We start from the raw sequence: 17,897 nt of genomic DNA, 5'->3' as shown, positions 1-17,897 counted from the left end.
CCCACGTTAGGATTGCTCGGGCACTGGCGTGCCCTCGAAATGACAGTGGGGGGCAGTACTATTTGTCATTTCGAGCGTAGCGAGCAATCTTCCTCACTCTTCCCCACGTTAGGATTGCTCGGGCACTGGCGTGCCCTCGAAATGACAAAGGGGGACGCCTCTGCGCCACGTTAAGATTGCTCGGGCACTGGCGTGCCCTCGAAATGACAAAGGGGGACGCCTCTGCGCCACGTTAGGATTGCTCGGGCACTGGCGTGCCCTCGAAATGACAAAGGGGGACGCCTCTGCGCCACGTTAAGATTGCTCGGGCACTGGCGTGCCCTCGAAATGACAGTGGGGGGCAGTACTATTTGTCATTTCGAGCGCAGCGAGCAATCTTCCTCACTCTTCCCCACGTTAGGATTGCTCGGGCACTGGCGTGCCCTCGAAATGACAAAGGGGGCGTGCGAGCGCAGTACTATCTCATGTCCGAACCTTGGTTTTCGGCAGCCCACTTGGGAGTCCGGTATTGACGTTTTATTGTTAACTTGGGTGTCCTAATCTCAATCTCCGAACCTCAGTCATGATAGATTGACAAATCCTCGCTTCAGGCGTATAGTAATGAAGCCTATTGGGCACCGGTTAGACACGATGAGGAACGGAACCGCTATGGATAGTAGTCATTCTGGCCAGCGGCAGAGTGTGGTGATAACAATCAACGCATCTACCGGCCTCATCGGTTTGTTGTGCCGGCATGAATAGGCTGTAGCCTAATCATCGCAATGCACCCCGGTGAGGTAATCCCACCGGGGTTTTCTGTGTTTGCGTTGTGGTTATCACCCCTTTGTCGCTGACACGATGTGCAAGGGGGTGACAATGACCACTTTCCCAACTCCCCGTATTGATGAAGTGCAGACGCTTATCGCCGGGCAACGCTGGCTTGATTTGCGCGATCAACTGTCGCGCTGGCCAGCCCCTGAGATTGCCGATCTCTTGCGCGAACTTTCTGCCGCCGAGCGCATACTGGTTTTTCGTGTGTTGCCACGCACGTTAGCCGGCGATGTCTTTTCTTACCTTGAACACGATGATCAATATGAGTTGTTGACCGGCCTCAGTCAGGAAGAGACGCGGTTGCTCTTGGCTAGCCTTAGCCCCGATGACCGCACGCAATTGTTCGAGGAATTGCCCGGTCAGGTGACGCAGAAGCTGCTCAATCTGCTAAGCCCGGCGGATTTGCGCGAGGCTCGCCAGTTGCTTGGCTACCCTGAAGAGAGTGTTGGGCGCTTGATGACGCCTGATTATGTGGCCGTGCGACCTGATTGGACGATTGCTCGGGCACTCGAACATATTCGTCTGCGTGGTCGGAATAGCGAAACGATTGACGTAATTTATGTCACCGACGACAAATGGCGGTTGCTCGATGCCGTTGAACTGCGTCGGTTTATTTTGGCCGAACCGTCGCAAACAGTGCGCAGCTTAATGGACGAGAGCTATGTGGTGTTGTCGGCCTTTGATGATCGCGAGCGAGCGGTTGAGGCGTTGCGCCGGTACAGTTTGCCGGCGTTGCCGGTGGTTGATTCGGATGGGGTGTTGGTTGGGATCGTCACCTTTGATGACTTGATCGATGTGGCGGAGGAGGAAGTAACCGAAGATTTCCACCGCAGCGCGGCGGTTGAGCCGTTGCGTGGCAGCTATCTTGAAATACCGGTGATTGAACTGGTGCAGAAGCGGGTGCCTTGGCTAGTGGGGCTAGTCTTTGTGAATGTTTTTTCTGGTGCAGCAATTGCAGCCTTTGAAGAAACAATCGCCGCAGTGGTTGCGCTTGTCTTTTTCTTGCCATTATTGATCGGCAGCGCCGGCAATGCCGGGTCGCAGTCAGCGACGCTGACGGTGCGCGCCTTGGCGACCGGCGATATCGAGTCGAGCGACTGGTGGCGTTTGTTAGCGAAAGAATTGTTGGTCGCGTTGCTGCTAGGCGGGGCAATGGCGATTGCGGTCGGGTTGTTGGGAGTGATCCGAGTGGGCTGGCAGGTGGCCGGGGTGGTTGCACTGACGATGCTGATCTTAGTGCTGATGGGAAGTTTGATCGGGATGTCATTGCCCTTTATTCTGCGGCGGTTGGGCCTTGATCCGGCGACGGCGAGTGGGCCGTTGGTGACGTCGTTGTCGGATATTGGTGGGGTGTTGATCTACTTCTCACTGGCGACGTACTTGCTGGGACTTTAACGCAAAGGCGCGAAGGTCGCTCACGCAACGAGCGCCACCTGTAGGGGCACGGCATGCCGTATCCCCACGGCGGGCAAAAGGGCGCACAGACGGTAACGCAAAGACGCGGAGGTTCGCAGTGGATACGGTATGAGTTTGATAAGAGGATAAGAGGTTGGCGTGATGTTTAAACCGCGTACTTTTACTCCCGCGCCGCCAGCGCAATCGATCTTGACGCGGGCCGATGTTTGGTTGTTGCTAGTGCTGATCGGGTTGCTGGCATTGGTGATTGGCGCTGCCGAAAGCGCGCCGGCGACGGTACAGGGGCCAGAGATTGACCTCTCATTGAGCGCGTTGCCCTTCTACGCTTTGCGTTCGGTGGGACGGATGGCCTTGGCCTATGCGCTGTCGTTTCTGTTTACGATGATCTACGGCTACATTGCAGCCTACAATGCGCGCGCCGAGCGAGTGCTCATTCCGTTGCTTGATGTGTTGCAGAGCGTGCCGATTTTGTCGTTTCTGCCGGTGGTCTTGCTCAGCCTGAGCACGGTGCTGCCGGAAGCGCTGGCAGTGGAATTGACCGCGGTGGTGCTCATCTTCACCAGCCAAGTCTGGAATATGACCTTTGCGTGGTACCAGTCGCTGACCACCATCCCGCGCGAGCTGCGCGAAGCGAGCAGTATCTTTCGCTTCTCGCGCTGGCAGCGTTTTACGACGCTGGAGTTTCCCTTTGGTGCGCTGGCGTTGGTTTGGAATAGTATGATGAGCTGGGCTGGTGGTTGGTTTTTTCTCATGGCAGCCGAAATCTTCACACTCGGTGAGCGCGATTTTCGTCTACCGGGGTTGGGGTCGTTTCTACAAACGGCGGCTGATACCGGTGATCTGGCGGCCATTGGCTGGGCTGTGTTGACACTAGTGGCGGTGATTGTCGTGCTCGATCAGTTTGTGTGGCGACCGTTGTTGGCGTGGGCCAGCCAATTTCGGCTAGAGATGATCGAGCGCGATGATGATGAGGGTCAGTCGTGGTTTTACAATTTGATCCAGCAGTCGGTATTGGCAGGTTGGATGGGTAGATTGGCGGGTGCCATTAATCAGGTGATTACCCGCCAATTCGGCCGCGATCCTGCCCCCGATCCTTACCTCAGTGACGCGCCCCAGCGTTCGTGGGTGGGGATTGGGCTGCTGGTAGTGAGTGTGTTATTGGTCGGTTGGGGTGGCTGGGTTGGAAGTCGCTTGTTGCTAAGTGTGACGCCAGCGCAATGGGGTGTAATTGTGCTTAGCGTGGGGGCGACGATGCTGCGAGTGGCGACGGCAATGATTATTGCGCTGCTGTGGACGGTGCCGGTTGGTGTATTTATCGGGACCCGGCCATGCGCGGCGGCCATTTTGCAGCCAATCGTGCAGATCGCGGCGTCGGTGCCGGCGACGGCCCTCTTTCCGGTGTTGGTGTTGGCATTTCTGGCCCTGCCCGGCGGTCTGAATCTCGCCGCGGTCGTCTTGATGATGCTCGGCACTCAATGGTACATCCTGTTTAACGTGATTGCCGGCGCGGCGGCCATTCCGCAAGATTTGCGCTTTACCAGCGAATTGCTGCAACTGCACGGCTGGGAACGCTGGCGCACGCTGATCTTGCCCGGTCTGTTTCCCTATCTGATAACTGGCCTGATTACGGCTAGCGGCGGGGCGTGGAATGCTAGTATTGTCGCCGAGTATGTCGTGTTTAACCAACAGACCTATCAGACTTTTGGTATTGGTGCGCAGATTGCCGCTGCGACCGCCGCCGGTGATTTTGCCGGTTTGTTTGCAGCAACCCTAGCTATGATTATCGCCGTGGTTGCGATTAACCGCTTGGTGTGGCGGCGGTTGTACCGACTGGCCGAGACAAAGTATCGGATGGAATAGAATGACCTGTGACGGTGGCAGAAGACGGATCGAACTCCAGTGTCGAGTTATGGAATTGATGAGGAGCGACCCATGCAGATAACGCAATCCAAGCCACTGGTAGAACTGATGGGTGTGGCGCAACGGTACGGGCGTGGCGCGCGCCAGTTTACCGCCATTCAAGATATTAATCTGACCATTGCCGAAGGTGAGTTTGTCGCTTTGCTCGGCCCGTCGGGCTGCGGCAAGAGCACGCTCTTGCGCATCATCACTGGTCTCAACCGGCCTAGCGAGGGGCTGGTGCGCTATCGGGGCAAGGCGCTAGAGGGCGTGAATCCGTATGCGACGATCGTCTTCCAAACCTTTGCCCTCTTCCCATGGTTGACGGTGGAAGAGAATGTCGCGGTGGCCTTAAAAGCGCGGGGTAAAGATGAAGCGGAAGCTCACCGGAGAGCGGTGGAGTTGATTGATCTGGTTGGTCTTGATGGTTTCGAGCAAGCCTACCCGCGTGAGTTGTCGGGCGGTATGCGCCAGAAAGTGGGGATTGCCCGTGCGCTGGCGGTTAACCCAGAGTTACTCTGCCTCGATGAGCCGTTCAGTGCGCTCGATGTGCTGAGTGCCGAGACGCTGCGCGGCGAGGTGCTAGAATTGTGGACGGGCGGCAGTCTGAAGATTCGGGCGGTGTTGATGGTCAGCCACAATATCGAAGAGGCGGTTTTCATGGCTGACCGGATCGTGGTGATGGACAAAAATCCGGGCCGGATTGTAGCTGAAGTGCCGGTCAACTTGCCCCACCCACGCGATCGCAAATCCGATGCGTTTGCTGCCTTGGTAGCGCGGGTGTACGCGGTGCTAGCCGGGCAAACCCAACCCGAAGCGATTGAATACGGCACCGAGCCTGGTCAAAACGGGCAAACGCGCCTGCTGCCGGCGGCATCACTCACGGCGCTGGCCGGTCTGCTCGAACAGGCCAATGCTACCGACGACGAGCGCGATCCGCTGGCGAAACTGCAAGATGAACTCGGCTTAGACCTCGACCAGATGCTGCCGCTGATCGAGGCTGCCGAGCTGCTTGGGTTTGCGCAGGTTGAAAGCGGCAATCTGATCCTGACTCCGTTGGGGGAAGCGTTTGCCGAAGCCAGCATCCAAACCCGCAAAGAGATTTTTGCTTCGCGGTTGCGGCGGTTGCCGTTCTTTCGCTGGATGCTGCGCATGATCGCCGCCGCCGACAACCAATCGTTGCGCTGGGAGGTGCTGCGGACTGCCCTCGAGCCGGAATTTCCGCCCGAAGTGGCTGAGCAGCAGCTCGACATCGCGCTGGAGTGGGGGCGCTACGCCGAGCTGTTTGCGTATAACGATGCTGAAGGGCGCTTTTTCATCGAAACACCGACGACGGTGGTGGAGTAAGTTTGTCGGAAGGGGACACAGATTGAACGGAGTTGTGGGCATGTAGGCACACGGATGAGACGGATTGAACGGATGTTCACGGATCGAATAGATAAACATCTTGCCAAATCGGTGACCATCTGTCACATCTGTAACAATCCGTGTGCTGTTAACCGGTGTCTTCTTCAGGGTGCCCTGTCGTGCGATCCGCGGGGAGCTCTGCCTTGCGCCACTACTACGTTGCGTCCGCTGCGTCTGTGCGAGTCCATATTCGCCCGAACTGGACGTGCAACACCCGCCGGTCGGTCAGGCGGGGGTCTTCGTTGGCCGGGATCCATGCCGGCCCGGTGAGATGGAGCAGGAGCGCACCGGAGGTAGTCGGGGGAAGGTGGGTGGGATCGAGGGTGACATGCACGAGCGTCGGTTCTTGCCCGATCTGATGGCAACCGAGTTCGACGAGGGGAGAGCTGGTAGTAGGCCACAAGGTATCTTCGCGCTGGGCTGCAATGCAGAGGGTGGCTGGGCCGAGATGGTCTGGGCGGAGGCCACTCGCAACTTCGATGACCAGCGTTTGCCGGGTAACACCGTTCGGCCAAGGCAGACGTAAGATTGCCTCGCCGTTGCTCCAACTGTACTGCCAGCCGTCCTTGTTCTGTTCGGGCCGGTAGAAACCGTTGACCTGCGCAGCAAATGCAGTTGGCGTGAGCGGTGGCGATGCGGTATCGACCACCGGCGACTCGACCGGATCGAGCCGGTAAATGGCGAAGGGAAGGGTCAGTCGGGAAACATTCTGCGGCTTCTGATCGGTCAGTTGCTCGAATTCGGCCAGATCGAGCGCAACTTCGGTAACGAAGGTGAGATGAAAGCCAGGTAGCGCGAGATTACCGCCGCTCGCGCTCAGCATCAGATAGACGGTGCGTCCAGCAGCTTGCCAGCGCTTGACCTGTTCGACCAGTAGCGTAGCGTATGGCGCGGTAGACACACTCTTGACCGTAAAGGCATTGATGTCGTAGGCAAAGCGCAGCGGCGTCGCCAGCAAGTCAGGAATATCGCGCGCGGCGCTGCTGATCGGCGCGCCACCGCGCAACAGCACAATATCGCGATCAGGAGTGAAGTGTTGGGCAATCGCTTCGACTTGGGCTAATGCGCCGGCATATTCGGTATGTACAAAATAGTATCGTCCCGTCCAGCCAAGGAAGAGCAGCAACAACCCGGCAAGTCCGGCGGCTAATCCTTGCCGCCAGCGGGCGGCGTGAGGCTGGAATTGCCACGCTCCAGCCAAGGCGGCAAGTGCATAGGCTGCGCTAAGAGCGAAGATAGGGTAGGCAATCGGTACAAACCGGCGTAGAATATAGATGTACGTCTGCTCAGACGTGCCGTAGGTCTGGCGAAGATAAAAGAAGCTGCCCAGAAACCCAACGGTGAGCATTAGCCAACTGGCCGCACTCAGTCCGCGTCGCCACCAGAGAGCAAACCCGATCACGGCCAATATCACGCCGAGTGGTGATAGATACCAGCCAACTCGGACCAAACCGGCCAACGGGATCAATTCTTTGGGTTGGACAGGTACCGGTTCGCTGGTAAAGGTGCTGGTATCAGCTAGCATGCGCTGCCACCAACTCATGCCGTTGTATTCCTGATAATAGAGCACCAGCGGCAAGCGGATCGGTGCACCGACATACCCCTGAATGCGCAGCCAGTTGAGAGTCTGGTTTGAAAACGGCCCCTGCCATGGGCCGCGTGCGGCGGCCAGCTCGGCGCGCAATGCCTCGGTCGCAGCCAGATCGGGTTCGGCTTCCCATGGTCGTCCGGTCAGCACCACGCCGGCTTGTAAACGGGCCTCGGTAGGAGTCATCACACCGCTCCGCACATCCCCTGCCACGAGGGTCGGATCGCGCGTCAATGGATCGTTCCAGCCGCCGCGGGTATTAAAGAGCAGATCGGCATCGATAATCTGCGGGCGCACAAAATAGGCCCAACCGGCTAAGAGCAACAAACCGAGCGCGATCGCGTTCTGGCAGCGTTGCCGGCGTGCAACCAGCCAGTGCTCGATCCGCCCAATCCAGCCGCTGCGGCGGAGCAGAATCAAGCCGGTGATCGCAATCGCTACCAGCGCCAGCTCGATCCAGATCCGCCACGGATCATCGAGCGAGCTAAACCGCGAAGTAAAGTACGACTCGCGTACAGTGGGAGTGAGGAAGGGCAGCGCGACCAATGAGGTCAAGGCGAAATCTTGAAAGCGGGCAAAGCCGGTATCGAAGAAATAGGCGCGGGCGATGAAGATAATGTGCAGAGCGGCATGGATCAGCATTGCCAGCATGCCCAGCGCCAAGGCGGTTTGTGCGCGCTGCCAACGGCGGCTCAGCCAGCAATAGCCAAGGTAGAGCATCGCCGGGGCAAGTAGAAAGAAATCGATTCGGGCCAGCGCCACCTGCCCAAAGGCGATGCCGGCCAGTGCTGCGTATGTCAGGCGCGCGCGCGCCGGCAAGCTGCGGTCATTGACCTTGGCAAATAGATACAAACCGCCCCACGTCAGAAACTGAGCGGTAGTTTCGGCGGTTGAATAACGGGAAAACCAGACCTGCACCGTATTCAGGCCGAGCAGCACCATCCCCAGCCAACCGACCCACGGCCCAGCGAGCCGACGCCCGATCATGCCCACGCTCCACACACCGAGCAAGCCGAGCAAGCCGGTGGCAAACAGACCGAAGAGCGGGCCGCCGGCGGCAGTCAGCAAACCAATCCACGCCGGGAAGAGGTGGAACCCCTGGGGAACAATCCGCCCCTGTGCAAGTTCACCTTCGTTAATCAAAAAACCGGCTGCTCGCAAGCGGGTCGCGATATAGCGATCACGGGCCTGCCCGATCATCAGATTACTGATCGCCTGCTCAGCCGGCTCACGCACTGCCGGATCGCTGCTCTGCGCAGCTTGGCCTAGCTCGGCGACGACTGCATCGGTTTGGACGATGCTGCCGGTACGGGCGATGGCAAACCCGGTAACCGCATAGACGCCAGCGTCGCGCACCCCCAGGATAACCTCGAAAGGCCGGGCAACCAACAGCGCCAGCACTAACAACGCAACCTCGTACCCGCGCACGGCAGTGCGCGGTACGGCAGTGCATGGTGGCGAATGCCGTTGTCCCCACCAAATCGCACCGGCGCTCACCGCCAACGTAATGCCAAGGTGCAGCCAAATTGAAAAAATGCCGAAACTGGCCAACACCAACGCTAGCCAACCGCTCCAGAGTGCGCCGATCAAGCAGCGCTCGAAATGGCGTTCAAGGCCGTCGTTGTTGCCAAGTTCCGGGATCACCCGCGCCAGCGCCCATCCCGGCGCGTAGATAATAATTGGTAAGATTAGAATACCGACGATAATCTGTACCATGCTTGTTTCCGGCGATAAATGCCGTGCGTGATTATAGCATAGCCTTTGCATGGTACAATGCGGCGATGGCGAAAACGTCATAGAGATACATAGACGTACATAACGATGGCTTCTTCTCTGATTAAACGTATCAACCTGCGCACCGTTGCTGGCAGCCAAGTGCGCCGCTTGCCCGGCGTGACGATACCCACGCTCTGGCTGGCGGTGATCACGGTTGTGACATTATTTGCCGGGTACGCAGTCCGGCCAGTCGTGACCGTTGATATTGGCGATAACCGCGATGGCGCGTTTCTGGTCAATTTCAACGCGCGCGAGATCGATGCTACCGGTGCGTATGAGCGCTTTGAGTGGCCGGCAGGCGCTGCCACTGCCACAGTGCCCGGCGGGCGCGAGGGCATTTGGCTTGCAAGGGTCATTGCCCGCCCAGAAGCTGACCCGATCATTTTGCAACGCGAGTCGGCGGCGACGGTGAATGGAGTGCGGTTAGAGATGCCGCGTCGCAGCGGGACGGAGATGTTCGTTAAAATTCCGGCCCAGATTGCTGCTGCTCCTACCCTCACCTTCGAGCTGGTGTCGCCACTGGTCGGTGGTGAAGCGCCGCCCGCCGGCGTGCCGCTCGCGGTTGAGTTGGCGCCGGCCCGTACCTACCGTTGGAGTGCTGACGAGAGCCAGATCGTCTTTCCGCGCTTGGGGAAAGGAAACTGGATCGTGCGGCTTGATGCGGTGGTCGCCCATCCCGACGGTTCGCCAGTCAATGCGCGAATCAGCGCCAACGGCGTTGAGTTAGCGCGGTTGCCGGAACGAGCGCAATTGCGGCGCATCCAGATTCTCATTCCGGCGGCTGTGATGAATGGGGGCGATCTGAATCTGACCTTGCAATCCGATCCGTTCCGCGATCCACGCCCGTTGGGGATGTTGGTGGCCGATGTTTCGGTCGCGCCGGCGGCAAGCCCCTTGCTGGCAACGATTGCGCCGCCGTCGATAGCGCTGGGGCTGGGCCTGTTTATCGTACTAGGGATGTTTGCCTGTCTGGCGCTGCTCACGGCTGACATCCGGCGACGCTGGCATCTCGATGCCACTGGCTGGGCAGCCGTTGGATTAACGCTAGCGGTGCTCGTTGCCGGGTGGGCAATCGTTGTCTACCGTTTCCCCAGCGGGCAGATGATTGACCGGCTAGCGGCGGTGACACTCCTCAGCCTGCTGGTCATAGTTGCGATGCGTCCGCTCACCCGCTGGCTTATGTCTCAGACCGGTGCTCAGGTGACGTCTGAGTTTACGGCGGCGCTGCTGATTGTCTTTATGGTCGGGTTCTGGCTCAAAGCGATTGGCATGCTCTACCCCTACTACGTGGGGATTGATGTCTTTTGGCACATGGATAAGGCGCGGCGCATCATTTACGATGGCGCATTGCCGCTCTACTACAGCATCAATAGCCCGCTCAACGAGACGACGATGCCGGTCGCGGAGTGGGGGCGTAATCCGCCGGTGATCCCCTATTCGCCGTGGTTTCACATATTAGCTACCGGTTATGCCATCTTTCCGTGGCCGATGGAATTAACGGCGAACTTTGTGAGCCTGCTCATGGATATGTCGCGGGTCGTGCTAATTGCGGCAATTGCGCTCAAGGCGGAGTTTAGCCAGCGCACGGCGCTGTTGGCAGCAGTGACATACGCTGTGCTACCGGTGACGTATCTGCTGCATATCTGGGGCAATGTGCCGACCGCTGCCGGCTTGTGGCTCAATCTGCTGGCGCAAACGGCCATCTTGCTAGGGTGGGATCGATTGGGTGAATGGAAGGTGCAGCTCTGGTTGGTGCCACTGCTGGTGTTGGCGTTCCTTGTCTACACAGTCACCGGCGTCTTTACCGGCGTGTTTTTGGTTGTCTTGACCATCTTGATCTGGCTGAATACGCGGCGCGGGCCGGAGTGGCGCGAGCTGCTGCCGGGTCTCAAACCACTCTGGGTGTCGGCAGGGGCAGCGATCGGACTAGCGATTGCGATCTACTATGGCCAGTATTTCCAACCGATTGTGGAACGCACCATCCCCTATCTGATGACCGTCTTTACCCGTGGGCCAGAGACGGTCGGCGTTTCGCGTCCGCCCTTCCACGAGTATCTGTGGTCGTTTGTGCCGCATCTTGGTTATCACATTTGGCCAAACCACTACCTCTACTACGGGTTGGCAATCCCGTTGATCTTCTTCATTCCGGGGTACTGGGCAATGCGGACGAAACCCTTGCTCTGGCTGGTGGTTTCGGCGTGGGGCACAGTGGCGCTGCTGTTTTTGTTAGCCGGCTACCGAATTTCGATGGTTGACAAGCAACTGTTCTACCTGATTCCGGTGATCTGTCTGGCATGGGCGATCATAGCTGACCGGTTGTGGGAACGATGGGCGGGGCGACTGTTCGTACTAGCGACGCTGGTGTTGTCGCTTGGCAGTGCGTTGTGGTTGTGGGTGTATCGGATCAGCATTTCGCCAGTTCAGGGGAATTGAGGGGGTATGTCATTTCTTGGCTCCCCTTTTAGCCTCCCCCACTGGGCGGAGGAGATTGAGGCGTGAAAAAGGAGCGAACGACAGCGGTTTACAACCGAGAACTCGCTCTACGGCAGCAACTTAATATGGAGTGTGGCGGTTTGACTGCCGCACTCCATGTGGCGCGTGGATTCAGGAGTACAGATTGGACGCTATAACCACCGACATCGATCACCAACTCGCGGCGGCGATTGATCCGTGGCTGCAACATATGACGTGGCGGCGCGATTTTGCGGCGTGGCGCGAGCGCCGGTTGCGCCAAGAGCGTTATCAAGATGAGCGTTTAGCGCAGGCGCGCGCGGCGATTGGCGAGTTGCGCGGCGCGCGGGTGCTCGACCTTGGTGCGGGGATGGGCGGGTTTGCGGTAGCGGCGGCGTTGGCCGGCGCGCGAGTGATGGCGTGCGAGTACAACCCAGCCTACTGCCGGATCATTCGCTTGCGCGCAGCGCGCTACAATCTACGTTTCCCGATTGTCAACGCTGCCGGCGAATCATTGCCGTTGCTGAGCGCCGCGTTCGATCTGGTCGTTGCGTGGGATGTGCTCGAACACGTGCAAGACCCGGTAGCGGTGTTGCGCGAGATTGCGCGCGTGTTGCGGCCCGGTAGCCATGCCCTGATTACGGCGATCAACCGGCGAGCGTGGATCGATCCGCACTACCATATGCGCGGGATCAACTGGTTGCCGCGTCCGTTGGCCGAAACTCTGATCGAACTACGCGGACGCACGAAGCGCGGTGCAGCCTTCCGCGATATGCAGCGGTTGAGCACGATGCACTACTTTCACTATCACGAGCTGGTGCAACTCTGTGAGCGGTTGGGGTTTGCCGTGACCGATCTGCGCGAGCAGGCATTGTTGGCCGGGCAGTTACCGAGTCGCCGACCGTGGCGACGGGCGGTACGTGCGATCTTGCGACGGATCGGGCTAGAGCGAGCAGCCTATCGATGGCAGCGACGCTTTTATACCGGAATGTTTGAACTCGATCTGCGCAAGGAGGGGGCATGACGGCGCAACGGCCTTCGCTGGCGACGCAGGTGTCGCGAGCGGTGTTATGGAATGCGCTCTTTGCTCCCCTGCGCTTGCTGACCGAGGTTATCGCAACGTTGGTGAAACTCAACCAGCTTTCGCAAGCTGGTTTTGGTTTACTGGCGTTGGTGCGGGGTGCGAGTAATCTGTTCGGGACAGCGCTTGATCTCGGAATTGCACGTGCGTTGCCTAAGTATATTCCCGAAACCGAACGGGAAGGAGGGATGCGGGCAGCCCGTCGGCTCTTTCTCCTAGTTGCGACGATCCAATTAGCGATCTTGTTGGTGATCGCCGTCGGTCTGGCGTTGACACACCGTCAGATCGAGGCCTATCTGCAAGGCCTGCTCGGTGGTGAGGTGATGGTCGAAGCCGCTGCGCGTGCTGAACTTAGTCAATTCGTAGCCGAGTTTCACTGGCTGATTATTGCCGCCATTGTCATCTTGCTCGGTCTGGGAGCATTGTACGATCTGTTAATGGCGGTGTTGAGCAGCTTTTTTCGCCAGAAGGCGTGGAACAGTATTGCGCTGGCCGCTGGTCTGTTGCCCCAGGTCTTAGTGGTGGTGGCGATCCTCGCTTTGCCTGATCGTTGGGACATTCTTGGTGTGTTGGTAGCGATGGTGGTGGCACCGGCGATAGCGGTGGCGATGGCCGGTTGGCAGGTTTGGCGCTTGCAGGCCGGTATCGCACACGAACCGGGATCGAGTGTATGGGCCGATGTGCGCGACGGACTACGTGATCTGCGACAGGCATTGCCGAACGGGTTCGTGCGGTACGCTGCGGTTTCGTACTTGATGACGGCAACCGACTTTATCGCTAGCTTCGAGTTTATCAATTTCTTTAACAGTGATATTCGCGATGTGTCGTTGCTGGCTGCTGGCGCGCTGTTGGTACGTATGGCGCTTAGTTATTTGTATACACCCCTGGTAGGCGTGCAAGTGCCACTGTTTACGCGAGTGCGTCAAGGCGAGGGTGGTACAACGAACGGTGCTTACCAATCACTCGTGCGCTTGCAGTTGCTGCTGATGATTCCCGGTGGTGTGGGGTTGATCTTGTTGGCGGCACCCGGATTGCTGGTGATTAGCCCGCAGTATCTCGATGCGGCACCGATTGTTTGGGTGTTGACGCCGTGTCTATTCAGCGAGAGTATCCTAACGACAGCGCATAACGCGCTGATGGTGAACGAGCGGCTGCGTGTCGTGATCGCTGCACGGCTGATCGCATTGTTGACGGTCGTTGTCCTAGCGTGGTGGTTGCCAAGCCAATTTGGCTTGATCGGGATGGCACTTACCTTTGGCTTGGCCCGGGTTGCTGCCGGTTTGTGGGTTACGGTGGCCGGGATGCGCTTGTTGGGGTTGCGTTGGCCGGGTCGGTTTACCCTACGGGTAAGTGCGGCGGCAGCGGTGATGGGTGTCGTTGTGACCAGTTTGCGTGGATTCATCGTGCTGCCCGAGGGTACCGTGGATCTGGTGTCACGTTTGGGGATCGCTCTCCAATTGGTGCTGTTGGCCGGGATCGGAGCGTTGATCTTTTTGTTGACGCTACGCCTCCTGGGTGGGCTTGACCCAGCCGACCGAGCGCACGTGCTGAAGTGGCGTTTGCCGTTGCAAGGTGTGATCCGGCGATTATTGTGATGGTTGCTCTGCATTGAGGCGATATGCGTCATCCGGCGCTGACAACAAAAGATAAACGTGGTCGGATGGGGATCACGATCAGTCACTGGTGGAAGTGTTTGCCGACGACGTATAGGGTGCAGTTGGTGCGGGTATTGGCCGCCTATTTCACAGTCATTCTCTGTGTGGTTGGGTTCAATTGGCTGCTCGCCAATACCGGTCAGCCCCAAACGGTTGCTCCGGCAAGTGCTAGCCGTTGGTTACTGGCCGGCTTGAACCGGGTCGAAGCGAGCGAGTGGGGTGATTTTCGTTGGACGGATGGGAATAGTCAGGTTTGTGTGCCCGATGTTGGTACTGCGCCGCGCAGTCTGGTAACGGTACGCTTGTCCGGTGCATATGCCCGCGGTTTAGGGGTCGAGACAGTTACGTTGCAGGCCGGTATGGCAGAACCGATACAGGTGCCGCTGGGTGCCGACCTCCGTCGCTATACCCTCTTGACCGGCGCTGACCATCAGCCAGGGGCCGACGTTTGTGTCACCATTCAGAGCGTTGCAGTGCGTGATCCGAATAATCCGCGTTGGCTGGGAGTGCCGTTCCACGGGTTGAGCGTGTTGCCCCTCACGGCTGCCGGAAGGGTGATCCCGGCGCCATCCGGCTTGCTCGTCGGACTGGCACTTGCCGTCGGCTGGTTGGCACTGCTCCATCTAAGTGGTGTGCCGTTATTACTCGCGACCGGGTTGGTTGTCGCGATCAGTAGCTTGATCACCTATACACTGGTCGGTGGCCTTACCCCGTTTGGAGCCGGTACGCTGCGTTGGGCATTGCCGATGGTGGTTGGGGTATGGAGTGGCGTGATCGGTTTGGCGGTCGCCCGTCGTTTCCCGTTACGAAGATCATGGCTGGCCGAGCTGACCGTCATCCTCTTTTGGAGCGGTGCGTTACTCAGTGCATTTTGGCTGTTGCAACAGATTAGCGGGCATAGCGGAGTGTGGCCGCTCAAATCACGGATCGATCCTTCACCGACGTGGTGGGTAATGGTGCCGATTGGGTGTGCAATCCTCTGGTTTGCGCTCGGTTGGCGATGGTTGGCGCGGCCATTGCAACCGGTGCCGGTGACTATCTACACCTTCATTGGTGCTCTTTTCTTGCCGTTGATGTTTGATATTGCTGTGCATGGGCTTGACGCGCCAATCGCTCTCTTTCGCGATAGTCCTTACGAATACCTCCGCGACACACCGTATGTATTCAGCGATCCGATTGGGTTCATGACCAACTTCGAGACCATCGCCCCGATGCTTTCCGTGCATGGTAGCACCCACCCACCGGGAGCCATCCTATTTTTGTGGCTGATCGAGCAGGTATTTGGGCCTGGGCCGGTAGCGACGAGTTGGCTCACCATTGGTTTGACGGCGCTTATGCCACTCGTCGCAGTTTGGTTAGGATGGCGGCTTGGCGGTGGTCAATTGGCGTTGGCCGCCGGCATGGTCGCTGTGGTGATGCCGGGCCAGATGATCTACGGTGTCACCTCACTTGATGGCGTGTTCAGCCTCTTCATCGCGGTTGGCGCTGCCGCCTTCTTCCTCGCGTTAGAACCGCCGTATCGGCTATGGTTAGCCGTGGTTGCCGGTCTCAGTATTGCCGCCGCGCTCTTTATGACCTATGCGACAACCCAGCTCTTTTTCTTTGGCGTAGCAGCAGCAGCATTCGCATTGGCGCGCCATCGGCAGATATACGGTTGGCGAATGACCCTTCTCATGATCGTCCGTCAGGGGGCAGTTGCTGCCGGTGTTATTGGATTGATCTATCTGGTGATCTTCCTGTTGACCGGTTTTAACGTGATTAGTGCTGCGCGTACCGCCACTCAGATCAACGGTGAGATGATGGAACGGTTTCGCGAGTACGGTCCGCCACCGACTCCTTTCCTGCCACCGAGCTACGACTATTATCTCCGCTTTGCTGCCGCTAATCTCGTCTCGTACCTTGTCTTTCTCACGCCATGGATACTCGCGGCACTCAGTGCGCTCTATCTCCGGGCGAGGGTCGAACGTTGGCAACCAATGTGGGCAGCACTCCTCGGTTCGCTCGGCGCATTAGTGCTAGGATGTGGCTCAGCGGCCTATTCAATCGCGAAGTTGAACGAATCTGGATGTTTACCTATCCGTTAGCAGCGGTCGTGACGGCCTATTATCTGACGAACGGGACGATTGATCGGCGACGATTAATCGTCTACGTCGGCTTGACGTTAACCTTCGTGGTCATTATCAAACTGACGCTGTACACCATCTGGTAAGCGATGCGGATTGCGCTTTACAATCTCACTACCACCACTAAAATCGGTGGCGTCGAGAGTTTTGTATGGGATTTGGCGCGCGAGTTGGTGAAACGCGGCCATGCGGTAGATATTCTGGGCGGGGTGGGAACGCGGCGCGAGACTACCGGGGTGCGTGTCTTCACGTTCCCCTTCATCTCACGCCGGTTTTGGCAGGCGCTACCGCCGCTACGTCGGGCGTATGCTGAAGCGAAACTGCTCGAACGGCTAACGATGGCGATTGCAGCCTTACCGACACTGGTGTGCGGCAACTACCAGATCATTCACTTGCAGAAACCCTACGATCTCTTGCCGGCGTTACTCGCCCGCCGATTGAGTGGGGCCAAGGTCATTCTCGGCTGCCATGGTGAAGACTTCTACCGCGGCGACCGCTGGCTAGCCCGACAAGTTGACGCTGCCGTCTCATGCTCGCGGTTCAATGCGCAGACTATCGCCGGGCGCTACGGGTTTATGCCGGAAGTGGTGTTCAACGGGATCGATACTGATCTTTTTCACCCGCAACCGCCCGACCCCGCCCTGCGCGCGCGACTAGGTGTGCCGGCGACTGCGCCGCTGCTGCTGTTTGTGGGCCGGTTGCAACCGTGGAAAGGGGTCGAGACGGCGATCCGGGCATTGCCGCAGATTCCGCAGGCGGTGCTGCTGATTGCCGGCGACGGTGAAGATCGGGCGCGGCTAGCCGCTATCGCCAACGAACTCGGCTTGAACGAACGGGTACAGTTTTTGGGTAGTGTTCCGCGTTTGCAACTGCCGGCGCTCTACGCATCGGTTGATCTGCTGGTCGCCACCAGCTATGCCAGCGAAACCTTCGGGATTGGGCCGGTTGAAGCACAGGCGTGCGGGTTGCCGGTGGTGGCTACCCGGTTTGGCGGCTTCCCAGAGGTGGTGGCCGATGGTCAGACCGGCTTGCTGGTACCGCCGCGCGATCCGGTGGCGCTGGCGGCGGCGGTCAACGAGCTGCTCGCCGATCCGGGCCGGCGCGCGGCGATGGCCGCAGCGGCCCCTGCCTGGGCAGCGCAATTTGCGTGGCCGGCCGTCGTTGACCGGATCGAAACGGTCTATCGGTCGGTATTAACAACGTAGGGAGCACGCCTGTGGCGATGTTTCGGTCGCTGACGCTCCCTCGCAATGACAGGGGGGGCTGTCATTGCGAGAGAGCACCGTTGTTGCGAGCAAATGACTGTCATTTCGAGCGCAGCGAGAAATCTGCCTTGTCTACGCTCCTGTGGTAAGATTTCTCGGTCGCTGACGCTCCCTCGCAATGACAGGGGGGGCTGTCTTTTCTACGCTCCTGTGGTAAGATTTCTCGGTCGCTGACGCTCCCTCGCAATGACAGGGGGGGCTGTCATTGCGAGAGAGCACCGTTGTTGCGAGCAAATGACTGTCATTTCGAGCGTAGCGAGAAATCTGCCTTGTCTACGCTCCTGTGGTAAGATTTCTCGGTCGCTGACGCTCCCTCGCAATGACAGGGGGGGCTGTCTTTTCTACGCTCCTGTGGTAAGATTTCTCGGTCGCTGACGCTCCCTCGCAATGACAGGGGGGCTGTCTTTTCTACGCTCCTGTGGTAAG

10 protein-coding genes are annotated in these 17,897 nt (G+C 58.6%); 9 read left to right on the top strand and 1 reads right to left on the bottom strand.

Annotation, left to right across the window (positions count from 1 at the left end; all coding sequences use genetic code 11):
* The first annotated feature begins 855 nt into the window (after positions 1-855).
* The 3 genes from mgtE to ACP5OT_RS17405 all read left to right on the top strand — a co-directional run bounded on the left by mgtE (position 856) and on the right by ACP5OT_RS17405 (position 5,472).
* Positions 856-2,205 (top strand): magnesium transporter, encoded by a 1,350-nt coding sequence (gene mgtE, locus ACP5OT_RS17415; protein WP_424677175.1) that lies wholly within the window; start codon positions 856-858, stop codon positions 2,203-2,205.
* A 162-nt stretch (positions 2,206-2,367) separates the two neighbouring features.
* The gene (locus tag ACP5OT_RS17410) at positions 2,368-4,086 is read left to right on the top strand and encodes an ABC transporter permease (protein ID WP_428132856.1); all 1,719 of its coding nucleotides are present in this window, start codon (positions 2,368-2,370) and stop codon (positions 4,084-4,086) included.
* 72 nt (positions 4,087-4,158) lie between these two features.
* Positions 4,159-5,472: a nitrate/sulfonate/bicarbonate ABC transporter ATP-binding protein gene (locus tag ACP5OT_RS17405; RefSeq protein WP_424677173.1), complete on the top strand. Its 1,314-nt coding sequence runs from the start codon at positions 4,159-4,161 to the stop codon at positions 5,470-5,472.
* 214 nt (positions 5,473-5,686) lie between these two features.
* Here ACP5OT_RS17405 and ACP5OT_RS17400 read toward each other — a convergent pair whose 3' ends face one another.
* Complete coding sequence (locus tag ACP5OT_RS17400) at positions 5,687-8,836, bottom strand: hypothetical protein (RefSeq protein ID WP_428113722.1); 3,150 nt, start codon at positions 8,834-8,836, stop codon at positions 5,687-5,689.
* Between the two features lie 105 nt (positions 8,837-8,941).
* Between ACP5OT_RS17400 and ACP5OT_RS17395 the strand changes: the two genes are divergently transcribed.
* From ACP5OT_RS17395 to ACP5OT_RS17370, 6 genes are all read left to right on the top strand, one after another.
* Complete coding sequence (locus ACP5OT_RS17395; protein ID WP_428113720.1) at positions 8,942-11,329, top strand: hypothetical protein; 2,388 nt, start codon at positions 8,942-8,944, stop codon at positions 11,327-11,329.
* A gap of 184 nt (positions 11,330-11,513) precedes the next feature.
* The gene (locus ACP5OT_RS17390; RefSeq protein WP_424677170.1) at positions 11,514-12,371 is read left to right on the top strand and encodes a class I SAM-dependent methyltransferase; all 858 of its coding nucleotides are present in this window, start codon (positions 11,514-11,516) and stop codon (positions 12,369-12,371) included.
* Entirely contained in the window at positions 12,368-14,023 is a 1,656-nt protein-coding gene (locus tag ACP5OT_RS17385; RefSeq protein WP_424677169.1) for a lipopolysaccharide biosynthesis protein, read from the top strand. The genes ACP5OT_RS17390 and ACP5OT_RS17385 overlap by 4 nt, the downstream gene beginning before the upstream one ends.
* Positions 14,024-14,046: 23 nt before the next feature.
* Positions 14,047-16,167, top strand: coding sequence for a hypothetical protein (locus ACP5OT_RS17380; protein ID WP_428132854.1), 2,121 nt, complete (start codon positions 14,047-14,049; stop codon positions 16,165-16,167).
* Positions 16,149-16,292 carry a hypothetical protein gene (locus tag ACP5OT_RS17375; RefSeq protein ID WP_428132852.1) on the top strand — a complete coding sequence of 48 codons (144 nt, stop codon included), beginning with the start codon at positions 16,149-16,151 and terminating at the stop codon, positions 16,290-16,292. The genes ACP5OT_RS17380 and ACP5OT_RS17375 overlap by 19 nt, the downstream gene beginning before the upstream one ends.
* Before the next feature lie 3 nt (positions 16,293-16,295).
* A complete protein-coding gene (locus ACP5OT_RS17370; protein WP_424677167.1) occupies positions 16,296-17,411 on the top strand; it encodes a glycosyltransferase family 4 protein in 1,116 nt (371 codons plus the stop codon).
* Positions 17,412-17,897: the final 486 nt, after the last annotated feature.

The organism is Chloroflexus sp. (genome assembly GCF_049970315.1).
In the GTDB taxonomy this organism is placed as follows: Bacteria; Chloroflexota; Chloroflexia; order Chloroflexales; family Chloroflexaceae; genus Chloroflexus.
This window is presented reverse-complemented; position numbering and strand designations above follow the sequence as displayed.

What these genes read in the sequence shown, in the direction of transcription:
- ACP5OT_RS17395 (WP_428113720.1), top strand. Translation starts at nt 8,942, where the DNA reads ATGGCTTCTTCTCTGATTAAACGTATCAACCTGCGCACCGTTGCTGGC.
- ACP5OT_RS17375 (WP_428132852.1), top strand. Translation starts at nt 16,149, where the DNA reads ATGTTTACCTATCCGTTAGCAGCGGTCGTGACGGCCTATTATCTGACG.
- ACP5OT_RS17410 (WP_428132856.1), top strand. Translation starts at nt 2,368, where the DNA reads ATGTTTAAACCGCGTACTTTTACTCCCGCGCCGCCAGCGCAATCGATC.
- ACP5OT_RS17370 (WP_424677167.1), top strand. Translation starts at nt 16,296, where the DNA reads ATGCGGATTGCGCTTTACAATCTCACTACCACCACTAAAATCGGTGGC.
- ACP5OT_RS17405 (WP_424677173.1), top strand. Translation starts at nt 4,159, where the DNA reads ATGCAGATAACGCAATCCAAGCCACTGGTAGAACTGATGGGTGTGGCG.
- mgtE (WP_424677175.1), top strand. Translation starts at nt 856, where the DNA reads ATGACCACTTTCCCAACTCCCCGTATTGATGAAGTGCAGACGCTTATC.
- ACP5OT_RS17380 (WP_428132854.1), top strand. Translation starts at nt 14,047, where the DNA reads ATGCGTCATCCGGCGCTGACAACAAAAGATAAACGTGGTCGGATGGGG.
- ACP5OT_RS17400 (WP_428113722.1), bottom strand. Translation starts at nt 8,836, where the DNA reads ATGGTACAGATTATCGTCGGTATTCTAATCTTACCAATTATTATCTAC.
- ACP5OT_RS17385 (WP_424677169.1), top strand. Translation starts at nt 12,368, where the DNA reads ATGACGGCGCAACGGCCTTCGCTGGCGACGCAGGTGTCGCGAGCGGTG.